We start from the raw sequence: 17,628 nt of genomic DNA, 5'->3' as shown, positions 1-17,628 counted from the left end.
GGCTAACCCGGCAGCAATATCCATGGCATGACCAGGCTGGCGGAACCGTCCACGCTTTCCGGCTCCTCCGAAACTCAACAACGAAGGCGACAGATCACGAGCTACAAAAATACGACATCTTCACCCGCTACGGACAGGCGCCGGCCGCCAAGGGTCGGCCGTTCACACGACGGCGCTGGCAGTCGTATCGGTTCTAGACTAGTGCCCACTTTCCGAAGTTCGTGCTCCATCGCAGCACCCACCTTCACGAACTTCGGAAGGTCATGGGCACTAGCAAACTTATTGATTCTAGTACCGCTTTATCGATCTGAAGTCCCTGATCGAACTCGCCGCTTGCGGTGCAGGGACTTCAGATCGGCGGTACTTGTCAAATGGCGGTCTGGTCTTACTTGGTCCCCGAGAAGCGGTTGTCGAACGAATTCGTCGACATGACCGGCTGTGCGCCGGCCACGAGGCTGCTGGTTTGCGGGGCGGCAGAAGCCGTCGCCGGGGTCGGCGCGGCCGCAGCCTCGGTCGTCTTCGGTTGGGATGCTGACTTGGCCGAAGCCTGTTTGGCTTCCGTCTTCGCAGGCCGGTGTCTGGCCTCGGCGACCTTCGGCTTGGCCGGCGGTGGCGCCACGGCCGCGGTGGTCTCGGTAGAAGCGCTGCCCAGCCCGACCTTGTGGGCGAAACGGGAGAAGAAACCCTCGGATTCTCCGCCCTGCGCCGCAGGAGCCACAGCGGCTACTTGTGCCGACGAGGCGTTCGAAGACGCGAGCAACGGCTGCTCCGGCGAGGTCACCGGTCCGTGCGGCGGGTTGACCGTGGCCGGAATGGTGCCCGGAGCCCTTTCAGGTCTCGTGAACGGCGACGGGCCCGAACCTGCGTCGGAAAGGCCGGTGTTGCCGTTGGGCACACTGGCGGCGAATATCCTGTTCATGCCGCCATCGATGCCAGTGTTCAGCCGAGCAACCGGCGTACCTTTCGCGACCAGTTTGTCGAATTCGGCCTGGTCGGCTTCCTGCTTTTCGCGCACGGCTTGGGCGACTTCGTCGGGGATCACATAGGCCGGGCACTTGGCCGAGGCCTCGAACACCGGATCCCGCTTGGCGTCGGGCGCCTTCATCGCGTCGAACACATATTTCTTTTCGCAGAAATCGACCTTCGGCTCCTGGCGCGTCACTTCGAAATCGTCGTTGCCTTCCTTGATCATTTTCCAGAAGGCCATGTGCGGACTGTTGCGATGGCGGGCGAAATTGGCCGGCGTCATCCGGAACGGATAGGCCTGAAACTGGAACGCCTTCTGGCCGCCGAAGAAGGATTCGCGGCCCAGCGTGTAGATTTCCGCGATCTGTTCGTCCGTCATCGCGTAGCAGCCGCGTGACGAGCAATCGCCGTGGACCATCAGCTCCGAACCGGTGTGACCAAGCGCCCGGTCATAGGCATTCGGATATCCGGTGTTGAAGGAGAGGTAATAGGCCGAGGTCGGATTCATCTGCGCCGGCGTGATCGCATAGAAGCCTTCCGGCGCCTGGCGGTCGCCTTCGCGGACCTTCGGCCCAAGGTCGCCGGACCAGCGGCAGATCGGGTAGGTTTTCAACAGCCCAAAGCGGCCGGTACGGTCTTGCTTCCAGACCTCGAGCTCGGCCTCCTGCTTGAACAGCCGGATCAGGATAGGCGATTGCAGATCCATGTTCTTGGCGTCCATCGCCGCGACGAGCTTGGGCGAGACGGGCTGGTTGGCCTTGGCATTGGTCGCAAGTGAGCTGAGCTCGTCAGTATTGCAGCCAGCCAAAAGCACAGCCGCAGACAGCGCAGCGGACATCATGAGCGCGCGAACGAGCGAGCGGCCGATCAATGCAAAGCTCCACACCCAACGGGCAACTTTCGCACCCCAAAACTAGTGGAGTGGATTTGACATTCGCTATCCCTGGCCGCGCATCCGCCATGCGAACGTCAAATCCAAAACTCCACTAGAAACCCATGTTTGCTAGTGGTCCCTTGATTCTAACATTTGCAAAAGTGCATGCCACACCGGGATGCAAATGTTAGAATCGGACCACTAGCGCCGATGCCCTGAAGCCATTGAATAAAATCTTATCCTTAAAATCCCTGCCGTCGCAAGGCGAGGGACCTCCATCGCCTGTGACCTCTATTCGGGCATGGTGAAGGGAGCTTAAACGGATAGCTTGCGACGGAATTGCGGCCAAAATGGCAGAAATCGGGAAGGATTGAGGCGATCGGAACCCTTCCGGTTCCGGCGAAGCGGCGCCTTCAGAACGCTTTTCGGCCGATATCGAGGAATTTTTGCCGGCGTTGTTTGCGAATCGCGTCCGCACCCATCTGGCTGAGTTCGCTCAGCGTCTGGGCAATGACCTCGCCCGTACCGGCAATCATGGCGGCAGGATCGCGGTGTGCGCCCCCAACGGGCTCCTTGAGGATCTGGTCGATCACGCCAAACCGCAGCATGTCCTGTGCGGTGATCTTCATGCTGGTCGCGGCTTCCTGGGCCTTGGTCCCATCGCGCCACAGGATCGAGGAGGCGGCCTCGGGCGAGATCACGCTGTAGATCGCGTGTTCGAACATCAGGACACGGTTCGCCGTCGTGATGGCGATGGCGCCGCCCGACATTCCCTCGCCGGTGACGATGGCTACATTCGGTACGCCGAGCGAAAGGCAGGCATCGGTCGAGCGCGCAATCGCCTCGGCCTGGCCGCGCTCCTCGGCGCCGATCCCGGGATAGGCGCCGGCGGAATCCACGATCGACAGCACGGGAATGCCGAACCGGTCGGCCATTTCCATCAACCGCGCCGCCTTGCGATAGCCTTCGGGGCGCGCCATGCCGAAATTGTGCTTGATGCGGGATTCGGTGCTGGCGCCTTTCTCCTGGCCAATCACGCAAATGCTGTCGCCGCGGAAACGGCCGAAGCCGCCGACCAGCGCTTCATCCTCGGCGAACTTGCGGTCGCCGGCGAGCGGCGTGAATTCGGTAATCAGCCCGCTGATGAAATCGGTGAAGTGCGGTCGCTGTGGATGGCGTGCCACCAGTGTCTTCTGCCACGGCGTCAGATTCTCGTAGAGATCGGCCAGCGCCTGCGCCGCCTTTTCCTCGATCCGCGAGATTTCCTCGCCGATGTCGCTGCCCGACGCCGCCAAAACCCGCAATTCGTCGATCTTGGAATCGAGCTCTGCAACGGGTTTTTCGAAATCGAGGTAGCTGCGCATGTGATCCGGCATCAAATCTCAATATAGGGACGAAGCCGCACCTAGTTTGGTGGATTTGACATTCGCGTGAATATTGCCGCGAGTCCGAGAAGCGAATGTCAAATCCAAAACCACACTAGAATCCGATACTTGCTAGTGTCCCCTGGTTCGGACATTCGCAAACGAACCCTCCGCGACAGGATACGAATGTCATAACCGGGACACTGGAGAACGAAGCAGCTCCGGGGCTATGCGAAGAAAGCACGCATCTTCAGATATTTAGCATGCGCTCCAACGCCGGGCGATGGTTCCCTCAAGCGAGACTCGCCCTCGGGAGGTTGAGCGGAAGTGGCTCTTTCGGGGGAGAAGCCGCTGAAGTCAAGCAAGGTGTGGCGCAAACAACAGCATGTCGAGTCATCCAGGTGAATGATTGGCTACTTTTCCGCCAGCGGGTGCAGGTCGCGCACTAGGCTCTTCAGCCGCTCCTCGACGACATGGGTATAAATCTGGGTGGTCGAAATATCGGTGTGGCCGAGCAGCGTCTGCACAATGCGAAGGTCGGCGCCGTTGTGCAAAAGATGGCTTGCGAACGCGTGCCGCAACACGTGCGGCGAGACCAGGCGGGGCGCGAGACCCGCGGAGGCTGCAAGTTCTTTCAGGTCGCGGGCAAAATGTTGCCGCGTCAGATGGCCGCTCTCGCCAAAGGACGGAAACAGCCATTTCGAACTGGCGGCGTTTCTCCGCTTCGAGGCCTTCAGCGCCTCCATCGCCGCGAGATAGTCGGCCATCGCGCGCCGCGAAGCGTCGTTCAGTGGCACCAGCCGTTCCTTGTTGCCCTTGCCGCGCACCACGATCATGCGGGCGTCGCTGCGCGCAGCCGAGAGCGGCAGCGACACCAGTTCGGAAACGCGCAATCCGGTGGCGTAGAGCACCTCGAGCAGGCAATAGAGCCGCAGCGCGCGCAGCCGCTCCTGTGGCGAAGCTTCCGCTTCCCCGGCCAGCGCCTTGGCGCGGGTGAGCAGGCGATCGACGTCTGCTATCGACAGCACCTTCGGCAGGCTGCGGCCGCGCTTGGGTCCGGACAGGATGGCGGCGGGATCGTCGCTGCGAGTTCGCTCGTTGAGCAGGAAACGAAACAGGTGCCGCATCGCCGACAGCCGCCGCGCTACGCTCGAGGACTTGAATCCGCGCGTATCGAGCTCGGCGAGATAATCCCGCAAGACCTGGGTGTCGGCACCGACGAAGGTCTGGCTTTGAGCAGCAAGAAACCCGGAAAGGTCAGTCAGGTCGCGGCGGTAGGCATCGAGTGTGTTGTTGCCGGCGCCCTGTTCGGCGGCGAGCATATCGAGAAACAGGTCGATCAGTTTGGCGTTGGAGGGCTTGGCGCGCATCCGCGAACCCTAACTCCCAAATTCTTGACCCTCTCTTGCTTACACCGGGCTCGCGCGTCTATTTCTTGAGGAACTTGTCCTGATGCACATTAATCGTCATTTCGCGCGGCTTCGGGTTGACGAAATTCGCCAGCGCGAAAATCGCCCCATAGACGACCCCCACAATGATTGCGACCACAGTTAGAAAGCGGAACAGGCTCGGCATGCGCTAGAGCGCCCGATCAGGCGAATTAACCATCGGTTTCCTCTGGATTGGCCCGATTTGACTACCACCACGTTCGACATTTCGTTGCAAGGCTTTAGCAACGCGATTGGCGGGGGTAGTATGGTCGTTCGAAGTCATCCTATGCCGTTAGAGAGAAATGTCAGACGCCATCTCGCCAAACACCGTTAGCACGCCGCGGGACGCCGAGATTTCGGCTGCCTTAGGCCCGCGCTCGATCGTGCTGATAGGCATGATGGGGGCCGGCAAATCCACCATCGGGCGCCGGCTGGCGGCCCGGCTCGCCCTGTCCTTTCTCGATGCGGACACCGAGATCGAACTGGCGCACCGGCTGTCGATTCCGGACATCTTCGAGAAGTATGGCGAACCTTACTTCCGCGATGGCGAGGCGCGGGTGATCGCGCGTCTGCTTGACACCGGGGCTGCGGTGATCGCCACTGGCGGCGGCGCGGTCATGCGGCAGGAGACCCGCGAACGCATCCGCGAGAAGGCCATCTCGATCTGGCTGAAGGCCGATCCCGATATCATCATGCGCCGGGTAAGGCGTCGGTCCGACCGTCCGCTGCTGCAGACGGCCGACCCGGAGGCGGCCATCGAGCGGTTGCTCCAGGAACGCGAGCCGGTCTACGGCCAAGCCGATGTGACGGTCTGGTCGCGTGACGTGCCGCACGAGAAAATCGTCGATGAATGCATGGAGGCGCTGTACGGCAAGCTTTGCGGCGGCCATATCGACCAGAACCAGAATGGATTGAGCACCCGATGACCGCGCCGCTGAAACATGGCGATCCCACCACGGTCGATGTCGCGCTCGGCGATCGGGCCTATGACATCGTGATCGGCCGTGACGTTCTGGCTTCGCTTGGCAAGCGCATCGCGGCGTTGCGGCCGGGAGCGCGCACCGCCGTTGTCACCGACCGCAATGTCGCGAGGCATTGGCTGGCAAAGACCGAGGTGGCGCTGGCGGAAGCCGGCATTGCTTCCTCTCACGTCATCGTCGAGGAAGGCGAGGGTTCCAAGAGCTATGCCGTGCTCGAACGCGTCAGCGAGGCGCTGATTTCGGCCAGGGTCGAACGCACCGATCTCGTGGTTGCCCTTGGCGGCGGAGTGGTGGGCGATCTCGCAGGCTTTGCGGCCGCGATCCTGCGCCGCGGCGTCGATTTCGTGCAGGTGCCGACCTCGCTGCTGGCGCAGGTCGATTCCTCGGTTGGCGGCAAGACCGGCATCAACTCGCCGCAGGGAAAGAATTTGATCGGTGCATTCCATCAGCCGATCCTGGTGGTCGCGGACACCGCCGTCCTCGACACGCTGTCGCCGCGCCAGTTCCGCGCAGGTTATGCCGAGGTCGCCAAATACGGCCTGCTTGGCGACGAAGCCTTCTTCGCCTGGCTCGAAAAGAACCACGCCGACATTTTCGCCGGCAGCGCCGCGCGCGAGCATGCGATCGCAACTTCTTGCCGCGCCAAGGCCGCGATCGTCGCGCGCGACGAGCGCGAGAACGGCGAGCGGGCGCTGCTCAATCTTGGCCACACCTTCGGCCACGCGCTGGAGGCCGCGACCGGTTTTTCCGATCGGCTGTTCCACGGCGAAGGCGTCGCCGTCGGCATGGTGCTGGCGGCGGAATTGTCCGCGCAGCTTGGAATGATTGCCGAGCAGGATGCCGCGCGCGTCAGGCGGCATCTGGCTGACGTCGGCTTGCCGACCGCGTTGCAGGAGATTGCGGGTTTCGCGCAGGAAGGTCTCGCCGACGCGGACGTGCTGATGGCGCTGATGGCGCAGGACAAGAAGGTCAAGCGCGGGCGCCTGACCTTTATCCTGCTTCAGGCGATCGGCCGCGCCGTGATTGCGCCTGACGTCGAACCTTCATTGGTTCGTGATTTTCTTGAAGCAAAGCTGAAGCGCCGGGCCTAGTGTCCCGATTCCGAAGTTCGTAGCATTTACGGAGCCACGTTTCGAACTTCGGAATCGAAAGGACACTAGCAAACCTTTTAGTGCGGCTTTGGTTCAGAAGTCCGCATGTCGAACCTGCGGCACAAATGATGCGGACTTCTGAACCGCCGCACTGAAACCGGGCAACCGAATAAACACGCATGGATTGGATCGCGTTTTCAGTCGTCGTCGTTTGTCTTCTGGTGTCGGCATTCTTCGCCGCCAGCGAAACCGCGCTGACCGGTGCTTCGCGCGGCAGCATGCTGCGGCTGTCCAAGCAGGGTAACCGGGACGCCGACATTGTCTCAAGCCTGTCGGCGCGGCGCGATCGACTGATCGGCGCGCTTCTGCTTGGTAACAACATCGCCAATATCGGAGCCTCGGCCCTCGCGACCGGCATCTTCACGGCATGGTTCGGCGAAGTCGGTGTGCTCTATGCCACCGCCGTGATGACGATCGTGGTGGTGATTTTCGCCGAGGTGTTGCCGAAGACGATCGCCATCAACGCGCCGGATCGGGTCGCGCTTGCCATAGCCCGGCCGATGAAGGTCATGATGGTCTTGCTCGCGCCGCTGGTCAGCGTCGTCGAAGCAGTCGTGCGGGGATTGTTGAGGCTGCTTGGCCGTACCGCAACCCACAATCAGCCGATCCTGTCGCCATTCGAGCGGCTGCGCGGGGCGGTCGATCTGCTGCATCATGAGGGTAAGGTCGAAAAGCAGGACCGCGATATGCTCGGCGGGCTTTTGGACCTGCGCGAGCTTCAGGTTTCCGACGTGATGGTTCATCGCACCGAAATGGTGATGATCAACGCCGATCTGCCGGCGGAAGATCTGGTGCGCGAGGTGCTGGCGACCGAATACACGCGAATCCCGTTGTGGCGCGAAAAGCCAGAAAACATCGTCGGCGTGCTGCACGCCAAGGATTTGTTGCGTGCGATCCGCGCCTCCGATGGCGAGACGTCGAAAATCGATGTCTCGACCATCATGCTGCCGCCCTGGTTCGTGCCGGAAATGCGCTCTGTTTCCGAGCAGCTCAAGGCCTTCCGCCGCCGCAAGACTCACTTCGCGCTCGTCGTCGACGAATATGGCGAGGTCGAGGGCATGGTCACGCTGGAAGATATCCTGGAAGAAATCGTCGGCGACATTTCCGACGAGCACGATGTCGTGGTGGCCGGCGTTCGCGCACAGCCCGACGGCTCCGTGGTAGTCGACGGTTCGGTGCCCATCCGCGATCTCAACCGCGCGCTGGACTGGCATCTGCCCGACGAGGAGGCGACCACCATTGCAGGCCTGGTGATCCATGAAGCGCGCTCGATCCCCGAGCGCGGCCAGAGCTTCACCTTCCATGGCTTCCGTTTTCGTGTATTGCGGCGCGAGCGAAACCGCATCACGGCGCTACGCATCGTGGCGGTGCCGCGCGAGGCCGGAGTGGTGGAAAAAACGCCAAGGCGCGCCGGGAAGGCTTTTTAATCAAAGGCCTTTAAATTGGCCGGTCCGGTTTGATCGGCCCGGACTGACCTTTCTCACCGGGTGCTTGTGCGCTGATAGCCAGCGCGTGGACGCCGCCCTCGAGTTCCGCAGCCAGCGTTGAATTAATCATACGGTGGCGCTCGATCCGGCTCTTTCCTTTGAAGGCGGCAGACACAATATTCACTCTGAAATGTGTCGCGCCGCCCGGCCTGTGGCCGGCGTGGCCTTCATGAAGATGTGATTCATCCGACACGTCGAGGCTTTCGGGCGAGAAAGCTTCGCGCAACTTGTTTGTGATAGCGGTTCTGGTGTTCATAGTGGCGGCAAATACGTCCGCGATCGTTTTTCGTCAATAGCGCTCGGAATTGACGGGTTTAACAATGTCAAGACTTGAAGCGCGGAGCGTTGCGTAGTCAAACACAGCATGCCGATTGATTCATCCAAGTTTTTCGACTCGATTCGCATCAAGCCCACCAAGGCGAGCGCGAAGCGGCAGGCGCAGGCTGGCGCCGAAGCCTTGAATTGCGAATGGGCGGGTTGCCAGAACAAGGGTTCGCACCGCGCGCCTAAGGGCCGCGAAAATTCGCGCGAGTACTGGCATTTTTGTCTCGACCACGTCCGCGAGTACAACCAGTCCTATAATTTCTTCCAGGGCATGAATCCCGACGATGTCGCGCGCTATCAGAAGGATGCGCTGACCGACCATCGTCCGACCTGGAAGATGGGCGCCAACGGCGCCAAGAAGAGCGACGCGGATATCGACGTCGCGTCCGATCCGTTCCACGTGTTCAGCGAACTCAATGGCCGCGGCCGCTGGCGGCCGGGTCCAGGGGCGCAGCAGGCCAAGCCCGAGACACGCAAGGTCATGAATGCCGAGCGCAAGGCGCTGCAGGTGATGGGGCTCGGCGCAGGGGCGACGCTGGACGACGTCAAGGCCAAGTACAAGGCACTGGTAAAACAGCATCACCCCGACGCCAATGGCGGCGATCGCTCCACCGAAGATCGCCTGATCGAGATCATCAAGGCGTACAATTATCTCAAGACGGTCGTCCGCGCGTAGATCGCCGCCGTCTTAGGGCTTGCCTTGGCCTGTCTGAAGCTCGGGCTTTGCCGCCTCGAGCCTGCGGCGGATCACCCAGCTCGCCAGCCCGATGACGACGGCGCCGACAATCACGGCCAGCATCCAGTAGTGCTTCGCGATACCGCCGTGAGGCGCAAAGCCTCCGTAGCGATGCAGCGCCGTGACCGCGAGCACCCCCGGTAGAATGTGGGCCGGCGCCCAGAGTAAAACAGCTGGAATATTGACCGCAAAGAACATCGGCGGTCGCATGCCGAGCGCGCCTGCGGTGATCGGCACAAAGGCCCTGATCGGCGGGACGAAGCGGGCGAAGAAAACAGCAAGCGCGCCCCAGCGATGAAAAAACGCCTCGCTCTTCGCCACCACGCGGGGGTAGCGCGAAAGCGGCCAGCTGCTGAGGATCTCGCCTTGCTCGCGATGTCCGAGGCAGAATGCCGATCCGTCGCCAAGCAGGGCGCCGGCGATGGCGGCCGCGAAAACCCATTGCAGCGCCAGCTGGCCGCCGGGCACGAGCGCGCTCAGCGCGAAGATGATGGTCGAACCCGGAATGACGGAGCCGACGATCGGAACTGCTTCCAGCAGCGCCGCCAGGAACAGCGTCAAATAGGCGAGCGCCACGTGAGCCGAAACGAACGAAATCAGCGGATCTATCAATGAGGTCACAAAAATCCCTGTGTTTCGGCCGGGCGCGGCGCGCAGACCTATCACAACTCGCGAAGAGATGGGAAAGTGCCGCAAGGTCCAGGGTCGGCGGCCGACGCCCGGACGAAAACCTGGCCGGATTCGCAGGGCAGCCTTCCAAAAACCGCGACCAGTGACTATCTACATGAAAGTCCAGAGGAACTTTGATAGCGGCGTGGGCTTCTTCCTATTGCCGCTCTCTGATAGGTTGCGTCGACTAACCCATCCGCAGCCACGCCCGCAAATCTGGTTTCGGGAAGCCCCGCGACCTCGGAGGACTAATGACGACCGCCGCCATGACCACAGCCCAGGCGCCCGCCGGTATGCCCGACATGAAGGTGTCGGTGCGGCAGGTATTCGGCATCGACAGCGACCTTGAAGTGCCGGCCTATTCCCAGGTCGACCCGCATGTGCCGGACGTCGATTCGGATTATCGCTTCGATCGAGCGACCACGCTCGCGATTCTCGCCGGCTTTGCCAAGAATCGCCGCGTCATGGTCACCGGCTATCACGGCACCGGTAAATCGACCCATATCGAGCAGGTTGCGGCGCGGCTGAACTGGCCGTGCGTGCGTGTCAACCTCGACAGCCATATCAGCCGCATCGACCTCGTCGGCAAGGACGCCATTGTCGTCAAGGACGGCAAGCAGGTCACCGAATTCAGGGACGGTATCTTGCCCTGGGCCTTGCAGAACAATGTCGCGCTGGTGTTCGACGAATACGACGCCGGCCGCCCGGACGTGATGTTCGTGATCCAGCGCGTGCTGGAAGTTTCCGGCCGCCTGACGCTGCTCGACCAGAACAAGGTGATCAAGCCGCATCCCGCGTTTCGTCTGTTCTCCACCGCCAATACGGTCGGTCTCGGCGACACCTCGGGCCTTTATCACGGTACCCAGCAGATCAACCAGGGCCAGATGGACCGCTGGTCGATCGTCACCACGCTCAACTACCTCGCCCATGACGAGGAAGTGGAGATCGTGCTGGCGAAAGCCCATCATTATCGCACCCAGGAAGGCCGCGACGTCGTCAACAAGATGGTACGGCTCGCGGATCTCACCCGTAACGCTTTCGCCAACGGCGATCTGTCGACGGTGATGAGCCCGCGCACTGTGATCACCTGGGCCGAGAACGCCGATATCTTCGGCGATATCGGCTTTGCCTTCCGTGTCACCTTCCTCAACAAGTGTGACGAACTGGAGCGGCCGTTGGTGGCTGAATTCTATCAGCGCTGCTTCAACGCGGAGCTTGCGGAATCGGCGGTCAACGTAGCGCTGAGCTAGGGCCATGCCGGCGATTGCCGTCGAGCGTACGATTGGAGAAACCAAGCGCGCGGTACTCGGCGGCCTCATCCGTTATAACGAACAGAAGATGGGGAAGCAGCGATACCGCCGCTTCGCCGTCTCGCTCCGCGACAAGAAAAAGATCGTCGGCGGGATTGTCGGCGAAGTCTGGACCACGGTGCTGTTCATTCAGCTGTTCTGGATCGATGAAGGATTCCGCGGCAAAGGCGTGGGAACGAAGTTGATCCGGAAAATCGAGGACGAGGCCCGCCGCTTCGGCGCGGTGCGCTCCTACGTCGATACGATGAGCGTTCAGGCGCCGGGCTTTTACCGTTCCTGCGGCTACAAGGCCTTCGGTTCGATTAAGGGATATCCTCGCGGCGTGACGCGCCACTGGCTGACGAAGACGCTATGACCACATCCAACAGCAAGTTTCGCACCGGACCGAAGGAAGCGCCGACCGAGCCGTTCAAGCGCTCGGTGGCGGCGTGCCTGCGCGCGATCGCAAAGAAGCCGGAGCTTGAAGTGTCGTTTGCCGCCGAGCGGCCGGGTCTGTCGCCCGGCAAGGCGCGGCTGCCGGAACCGCCGCGCAAGATGTCGAAGCGCGACGCCGCCATCGTGCGCGGACACGCGGATTCCATTGCGCTGAAGCTCGCCTGTCACGATCCCAAGGTGCACCGCAAGCTGATGCCCGGAAATCCGCAGGCGCGCGGCGTGTTCGAAGCCGTCGAGCAGGCCCGCGTCGAGGCGCTCGGCTCTCGGCGGATGGCGGGCGTTGCGAAAAACCTCACCGCGATGCTCGACGACCATTTCCATCGCGGCAAGTTCGATGAAATCACTGACCGTGCCGATGCTCCTTTGGCCGACGCACTGGCGATGCTGGTGCGCGAGCGGCTGACAGGCCTCGCGCCACCGGCAGCGGCGCGCAAGATGGTCGACCTGTGGCGCCCGATCCTGGAAGACAAGATCGGTCCGCGGCTCGACCGGCTCGATCGCTACGCCGATGACCAGTTGAAATTCGGCGACGCGGTGCACGACCTCTTGACGGCGCTGGAACTCGGCGACGATCGCAACGCCGAGGCCGACGAGGACGAGAACCAGGACGACAGCCGCGACGGCGAGAACGATCAGTCCGGAGCGGAAGGGGCGCCGGAATCCGACGCCGCGCAGGAGATGAGCGCCGATCAGGCGCAGGCCACCACTGAAGAGATGTCGGACAGCGCGATGGAAAGTGCGCAGGCGTCGGCATCCGATACGTTCGACGATGGCGAACTCGGCGACGACGAAACACCAGGTGAAGCCACGCGGCCGAATGCGCATGGCAAGAACGAGCCGCGCGGTCCGGAATACCATGCGTTTGCGCCGAAGTTCGACGAGATCATCGCGGCTGAGGATCTCTGCGATCACGACGAGCTAGAGCGCCTGCGCAGCTATCTCGACAAGCAGCTGGCGCATCTGCAGGGCATCGTCGCGCGGCTCGCCAACCGCCTGCAGCGGCGCTTGATGGCGCAGCAGAACCGCGCCTGGGAATTCGATCTCGAGGAAGGCATTCTCGATCCGGCCCGCCTGCCGCGGGTCGTGACCGATCCCTATCATCCGCTTTCCTTCAAGCACGAAAAGGAAGCAACCTTCCGCGACACGGTCGTCACGCTTCTGCTCGACAATTCCGGCTCGATGCGCGGGCGCCCGATCACGGTCGCGGCGACCTGTGCGGATATTCTGGCGCGGACGCTCGAGCGTTGCGGCGTCAAGGTCGAGATTCTCGGTTTTACCACCCGCGCCTGGAAGGGCGGACAGTCGCGCGAGGCGTGGTTGGCCGCCGGCAAGCCGGCCAATCCCGGTCGCCTCAACGACCTTCGGCACATCATCTACAAGTCGGCGGATGCGCCGTGGCGGCGGGCTCGCAAGAACCTCGGCTTGATGATGCGCGAGGGCCTCTTGAAGGAGAATATCGACGGCGAAGCGCTCGACTGGGCGCACAAACGTCTGCTCGGCCGGTCCGAACAGCGCAAGATCCTGATGATGATTTCCGACGGCGCGCCGGTCGACGATTCCACCTTGTCGGTCAATGCGGGCAATTATCTGGAGCGGCACCTGCGCCATATTATCGAGGAAATCGAGACTCGCTCGCCGGTCGAACTGATCGCGATCGGTATTGGCCACGACGTCACGCGGTACTATCGCCGCGCCGTCACCATCGTCGACGCGGAAGAACTCGGTGGCGCGATCACCGAGAAGCTTGCCGAGCTCTTCAGCGAGACACATGGGGCCGCGCCCGCCACCATACCTCGGCGGCGGCTGCATTAGTGCGGCGAATTTGAAGTTCCTATCAGTTTCGCCGTGAGTTCGTCATACGAACTTCAAGGTCGCACTGGCAAGCCGCCAGTTACTGAAGCTCCTTTGATTCCGGCTTCGCGAGTACCAGACCTTCGTCGTGTCCGGCCCCGCTTTTCTGCGGCTGCTCGGTGCTTATGGCCGCGTGAAGGAAAGGCTCGACGGCGGGAAGCTCTTCGTCGAGTTCGCAGCCGAGGCGGACTGCATCCTCGACGCCAGTCATAGCTATCGCGTCGTCGGCCTCAAGCCTGCCGATCCGGACCAGCCGCACGGGTGGTAGCGTCGTCCTCGCGCTTGCGCGGAAGTGCAAAACTGTGCACCTCTTTGCCGGCGCAGTTGGAGTGCGGGGTGAAGGATGATGCGGCGTGCGGTGTGTTGGGCGTTGGTCGCGGGCTGCCTGCTGACAGCCGCGGCGCAAGCCGACGACTGGCCATCCCACCTGATCAAGGCAACGATCCCATTTGGCGCCGGAAGCGCCGCCGATGTGGTGCCGCGCGCGGTATTCGATCGGCTTGCGGCAGAACTCGGCCAGGCGATCATTGTCGAGAACCGTCCGGGCGCTGGCGGCACGATCGGCAGCGCCGCCGTCGCGAAAGCAGACCCGGACGGTTACAACATCCTGGCGCAGTCCTCGGCGCTGACGATCTCACCTGCGATCTATCCAAAATTGCCATTCGACATCACGAAAGACCTGTCGTCGGTGTTGATGCTCGGCGTCAGCGCCAACGTCATGATCGTGCCGGTGTCGCGGCCGTGGAAGACCGTGCAGGACTTCATCGCCGATGCCAAATCAAGGAAGCCCGGTTCGATATCCTTCGGCTCGGCCGGCGTCGGAAGCGCAACCCATATCAGCGCCGAGAAATTCCGCCTCGCCGTCGGAATCGAAACCACCCACGTGCCCTATCGCGGGGGTGCGGAGGCCGTCGCCGATATTCTCGGCGGCCGAATCGATTTCTACTTTTGCCCGCTCACGACCGCGCTTCCCTTGATCAGGGAAGGCCGAGTTCGCGCACTTGTGATCTCGACGGGAAAGCGCGTTACCGATTTGCCTGACGTGCCGACCCCCGCCGAGGCAGGCCTGAAGAATGCGGAAAGCGTCTTTTGGTTGGGCGTTTTCATGCCGGCCAAGACACCGCGTGAGATCATCGAGAGGTTTTATCACGCGGGAACAAAGGTTCTGGCCGAGCCGTCTATGCGGGAAAGCCTGACGAAACTGGGTATCGAGCCGTTTCCCATGAAGCCTGCGGAGATGGATGCCTTCGTCGCGCGCGAGATCGCCGATAATGCCAAGACCGTCCGGGCCGCCGGGATCAAGCCGTAAGACCGTTGCGTTTCCGGAAGCCCGTTCCACGCATTCGACATTCGACCTTAGTCACAAGGGTGAACTATAGATCGCTGTGGACCAACCAAGCTCAACGCCGGATACGGTTTCATGAGTGCCCTGTTTTCTCCGATCCGTCTGCGCGACCTTTCGCTGCCGAACCGCATCATGGTGGCGCCGATGTGCCAGTACTCGGCCGACGACGGCAAGGCGAACGACTGGCATTTCACTCACATGAACACGCTCGCGCTGTCGGGGGCGGCGATGTTCTGCATGGAGGCGACCCATGTCGAGCAGATCGGCCGCATCACGCCGGGCTGTCTCGGACTGTGGAACGACGCCACCGAGGCTGCGCTGCGGCCGGTGCTCGCCTCCATCCGCAGGCATTCGACGATTGCGATCGCGGTTCAGCTGGCCCATGCGGGCCGCAAGGGATCGAGCCACAAACCTTGGGATGGCGGTCAGCAGATCGCGCTTGTGGAGCGGGGATGGCAGACGGTCGGACCGTCCGACCTTGCGCACAAGGAAGGTGAGCACAAGCCGCTCGCGCTCGATGCCGTCGGCCTCAAGCGCATCCGCGATGCTTTCGTCGAAGCGGCGCGGCGCGCCAGCCGTCTCGGCATCGACGCCATCGAACTGCATTGCGCGCACGGCTATCTTTTGCATCAGTTCCTGTCGCCGATTTCCAACCGCCGTTCGGACAAGTATGGCGGCTCGCTGCAAAACCGGATGCGCTATCCACTTGAAGTGTTCGATGCCGTGCGCGGGGTATTTCCCTCGAAAAAGCCGGTCGGCATCAAGGTCTCCGCGACCGACTGGGTCGAGGGCGGCTGGGATATCGAACAGACCATCGAATTCGCACGGGAACTGAACAAGCGCGGCGTCGACTGGATCGACGTCTCCTCCGGTGGCGTATCGCCGCAGCAGAAAATTCCGCTCGCGCCCGGTTATCAACTTCCGTTCGCGCAGGCGATCAAGGAGGCGACCGGCGTGACCACGATAGCGGTCGGCCTGATCACCGAGGCCAGCCACGCGGAGGACATCGTCGCTTCCGGCAAGGCCGACATGGTCGCGCTGGCCCGCGGCATGCTCTACGATCCGCGCTGGGCCTGGCACGCCGCCGCCGAACTCGGTGGCGAGGTCCATGCGCCGCCGCAATACTGGCGCTCGCAGCCCGCCTCGCAAAAGGCGCTGTTCGGCGAGACCAGGTTCGGCGCGCGGTAGTGGCGCGCCAGCGAGTCCTGCCGTCTTTGCGAGCGCGAGCGAAGCAATCCGGTCCTCCTTCGTGACTCTGGTTTGCTTCGTCGCTTGCGCTCCTCGCAAAGACGGGACCCAACGATCAAGCTTCCTTCTTCATTTGCCCGAGTGCGCGCAGCGCAGCCTGGTAGCCATAAGGCCCGAGCCCGCAGATCACGCTGGTCGCGGCATGGGAAATCTTCGAATGCCGATGAAGTTCGTCGCGGGCGTGGATATTGGAGATGTGTACCTCTATCACGGGGCCTTCGAATGCCTTGATCGCGTCGACGATGGCAATCGATGTGAAGGAATAGCCGGCCGGGTTGATGATGATGGCATCGGCGCTCTCGCGAGCCGACTGGATCAGGTCGACCAGTTCGCCCTCGTGGTTGGACTGGTGAAAGGTAATGGTAAGCCCGAGCGCGGCCGCCTCGCGCTCGCAATTTCCTTTGATCTCTTCAAGCGTGGTGGTGCCGTAAATATGCGGCTCGCGCACGCCAAGCAGATTGAGGTTGGGGCCGTTGAGGATCATCACCCGTTTCATGGCGTATCTCCGATCTCTGGTGAAATCACATCCCGAAAACCGCGACCGCACGGATCGGCGAGGCGGTGCCGCCGCGCCATTTCATCGGCAGTCCAATGAAAGTGAAGGGCCCGGCGCCGAGCAGGGTCTCGAGGTTGCACAGGCTTTCGATATGGGTGATGCCGAGATCGAAGCAGGCCTTGTGAACGAGCAGGTTCTCCTTGCCTTCGGGCCCGGGGCGCATCGAGTCGATGCCGAAATGCACTACGCCCCTTTGTGCGAGCCATTCGGTCGCCTTCACGTTCACGCCGGAGTTCTCGGTCGCGTATTCCTTGCGTGGAAAAGTCCGCTGATGATGCCCGGTGCAGAGCAGCACGGTGCCGCCCTTAGGTACCGGATGGCCGGATTTTTCGACCGCCGCTTCAAGATCCGCCGGCGCAATCTCGGTGCGGGCTGCGATATGGCGCAGGTCGATGCAGATGCCCGGCACGATGCACTTTTCCAGCGGATATTGATCGATGCTCTCGCCGCGCTTGTCGAAATGCAGCGGCGCGTCAATGTGGGTGCCGCCATGGTCCGGCATCGCAAAATACATCGAGGCGAGCCCGTGCACGTTGCCGCCATCGGCAAAGGATTCCTCGTGCGTCTTCCACATGCCGTGAATAATGGCGGAATGGCCGGGATAGTTCGGGGTGCGATGATAGAGCTCACGGCTTAGGTCGACGATCTTCACAGGGGTCCTTTCCTAAAAGCTTTGCGTCGTCCCTGCGAACGCAGGGACCTATACGCCGCGGCGTTACCATTTTAGTGCGGTGGTCGTCGCCTTTCTTCTCCGAAGGATGGTGGTTGATGGGGTGGACGGCCCCCTACGGCATCAGTGTGCCAGAATGAGGTTGTTGCAAATCTCAGACAAGGGAGCCGTCGGTGGGACAGATTATCCGCATTGGAATGGATACGTCGAAGCATATTTTTGTACTGCATGG

Annotated in this window: 19 protein-coding genes; 11 read left to right on the top strand and 8 right to left on the bottom strand. The window is 62.0% G+C overall.

Features of this window, described 5'->3' with window-relative positions:
* A partial coding sequence (locus tag M6D32_RS19465; RefSeq protein ID WP_298259204.1) for a hypothetical protein occupies window positions 1–197 on the top strand: 197 nt, incomplete at its 5' end.
* Between the two features lie 188 nt (window positions 198–385).
* On the opposite strand, the gene M6D32_RS19460 is transcribed toward M6D32_RS19465, so the two are convergent.
* From M6D32_RS19460 to M6D32_RS19445, 4 genes are all read right to left on the bottom strand, one after another.
* The gene (locus M6D32_RS19460; protein WP_298259202.1) at window positions 386–1,837 is read right to left on the bottom strand and encodes a murein L,D-transpeptidase family protein; all 1,452 of its coding nucleotides are present in this window, start codon (window positions 1,835–1,837) and stop codon (window positions 386–388) included.
* Between the two features lie 416 nt (window positions 1,838–2,253).
* A complete protein-coding gene (locus M6D32_RS19455; protein WP_298259200.1) occupies window positions 2,254–3,216 on the bottom strand; it encodes an acetyl-CoA carboxylase carboxyltransferase subunit alpha in 963 nt (320 codons plus the stop codon).
* Window positions 3,217–3,617: 401 nt separating this feature from the next.
* Window positions 3,618–4,574: a site-specific tyrosine recombinase XerD gene (xerD, locus tag M6D32_RS19450; protein WP_298259198.1), complete on the bottom strand. Its 957-nt coding sequence runs from the start codon at window positions 4,572–4,574 to the stop codon at window positions 3,618–3,620.
* A gap of 58 nt (window positions 4,575–4,632) precedes the next feature.
* On the bottom strand, window positions 4,633–4,779 hold the full coding sequence (locus M6D32_RS19445) for a histidine kinase (protein ID WP_298259196.1): 147 nt from the start codon (window positions 4,777–4,779) through the stop codon (window positions 4,633–4,635).
* A 157-nt stretch (window positions 4,780–4,936) separates the two neighbouring features.
* Here M6D32_RS19445 and M6D32_RS19440 point away from each other — a divergent pair, with 157 nt between their 5' ends.
* The 3 genes from M6D32_RS19440 (at window position 4,937) to M6D32_RS19430 (ending at window position 8,192) form a co-directional block, all read left to right on the top strand.
* A complete protein-coding gene (locus M6D32_RS19440) occupies window positions 4,937–5,560 on the top strand; it encodes a shikimate kinase (RefSeq protein ID WP_298259194.1) in 624 nt (207 codons plus the stop codon).
* On the top strand, window positions 5,557–6,705 hold the full coding sequence (aroB, locus tag M6D32_RS19435; RefSeq protein ID WP_298259192.1) for a 3-dehydroquinate synthase: 1,149 nt from the start codon (window positions 5,557–5,559) through the stop codon (window positions 6,703–6,705). Before M6D32_RS19440 ends, aroB begins: the two co-directional genes overlap by 4 nt.
* 179 nt (window positions 6,706–6,884) lie before the next feature.
* Window positions 6,885–8,192: an HlyC/CorC family transporter gene (locus M6D32_RS19430; RefSeq protein ID WP_298259190.1), complete on the top strand. Its 1,308-nt coding sequence runs from the start codon at window positions 6,885–6,887 to the stop codon at window positions 8,190–8,192.
* Window positions 8,193–8,202: 10 nt separating this feature from the next.
* On the opposite strand, the gene M6D32_RS19425 is transcribed toward M6D32_RS19430, so the two are convergent.
* Complete coding sequence (locus M6D32_RS19425; RefSeq protein WP_298259188.1) at window positions 8,203–8,508, bottom strand: BolA family protein; 306 nt, start codon at window positions 8,506–8,508, stop codon at window positions 8,203–8,205.
* 108 nt (window positions 8,509–8,616) lie between these two features.
* Here M6D32_RS19425 and M6D32_RS19420 point away from each other — a divergent pair, with 108 nt between their 5' ends.
* On the top strand, window positions 8,617–9,252 hold the full coding sequence (locus M6D32_RS19420) for a DnaJ domain-containing protein (protein ID WP_298259187.1): 636 nt from the start codon (window positions 8,617–8,619) through the stop codon (window positions 9,250–9,252).
* 12 nt (window positions 9,253–9,264) lie between these two features.
* Here the strand turns inward: M6D32_RS19420 and M6D32_RS19415 are convergent, their stop codons facing one another.
* Window positions 9,265–9,933 carry a DedA family protein gene (locus tag M6D32_RS19415; RefSeq protein ID WP_298259185.1) on the bottom strand — a complete coding sequence of 223 codons (669 nt, stop codon included), beginning with the start codon at window positions 9,931–9,933 and terminating at the stop codon, window positions 9,265–9,267.
* Window positions 9,934–10,232: 299 nt separating this feature from the next.
* Here M6D32_RS19415 and cobS point away from each other — a divergent pair, with 299 nt between their 5' ends.
* The 6 genes from cobS (at window position 10,233) to M6D32_RS19385 (ending at window position 16,110) form a co-directional block, all read left to right on the top strand.
* Window positions 10,233–11,231, top strand: coding sequence for a cobaltochelatase subunit CobS (cobS, locus tag M6D32_RS19410; protein ID WP_298259183.1), 999 nt, complete (start codon window positions 10,233–10,235; stop codon window positions 11,229–11,231).
* A 4-nt stretch (window positions 11,232–11,235) separates the two neighbouring features.
* The gene (locus M6D32_RS19405) at window positions 11,236–11,646 is read left to right on the top strand and encodes a GNAT family N-acetyltransferase (protein ID WP_298259181.1); all 411 of its coding nucleotides are present in this window, start codon (window positions 11,236–11,238) and stop codon (window positions 11,644–11,646) included.
* Window positions 11,643–13,538 carry a cobaltochelatase subunit CobT gene (cobT, locus tag M6D32_RS19400; protein ID WP_298259179.1) on the top strand — a complete coding sequence of 632 codons (1,896 nt, stop codon included), beginning with the start codon at window positions 11,643–11,645 and terminating at the stop codon, window positions 13,536–13,538. The genes M6D32_RS19405 and cobT overlap by 4 nt, the downstream gene beginning before the upstream one ends.
* Before the next feature lie 127 nt (window positions 13,539–13,665).
* Window positions 13,666–13,845 (top strand): hypothetical protein, encoded by a 180-nt coding sequence (locus tag M6D32_RS19395; RefSeq protein WP_298259178.1) that lies wholly within the window; start codon window positions 13,666–13,668, stop codon window positions 13,843–13,845.
* Between the two features lie 78 nt (window positions 13,846–13,923).
* Complete coding sequence (locus M6D32_RS19390) at window positions 13,924–14,886, top strand: tripartite tricarboxylate transporter substrate binding protein (protein WP_298259176.1); 963 nt, start codon at window positions 13,924–13,926, stop codon at window positions 14,884–14,886.
* A 111-nt stretch (window positions 14,887–14,997) separates the two neighbouring features.
* Window positions 14,998–16,110: an NADH:flavin oxidoreductase/NADH oxidase gene (locus M6D32_RS19385; protein WP_298259174.1), complete on the top strand. Its 1,113-nt coding sequence runs from the start codon at window positions 14,998–15,000 to the stop codon at window positions 16,108–16,110.
* Window positions 16,111–16,225: 115 nt separating this feature from the next.
* Here M6D32_RS19385 and aroQ read toward each other — a convergent pair whose 3' ends face one another.
* Window positions 16,226–16,666, bottom strand: a complete 441-nt coding sequence (gene aroQ / locus M6D32_RS19380) for a type II 3-dehydroquinate dehydratase (protein ID WP_298259172.1) — start codon at window positions 16,664–16,666, stop codon at window positions 16,226–16,228.
* A 25-nt stretch (window positions 16,667–16,691) separates the two neighbouring features.
* Complete coding sequence (locus M6D32_RS19375; protein WP_298259170.1) at window positions 16,692–17,378, bottom strand: cyclase family protein; 687 nt, start codon at window positions 17,376–17,378, stop codon at window positions 16,692–16,694.
* Between the last annotated feature and the right edge of the window lie 250 nt (window positions 17,379–17,628).

Origin of the sequence: Bradyrhizobium sp. (assembly GCF_027307225.1) — a bacterium.
GTDB lineage: Bacteria > Pseudomonadota > Alphaproteobacteria > Rhizobiales > Xanthobacteraceae > Bradyrhizobium.
This window is presented reverse-complemented; position numbering and strand designations above follow the sequence as displayed.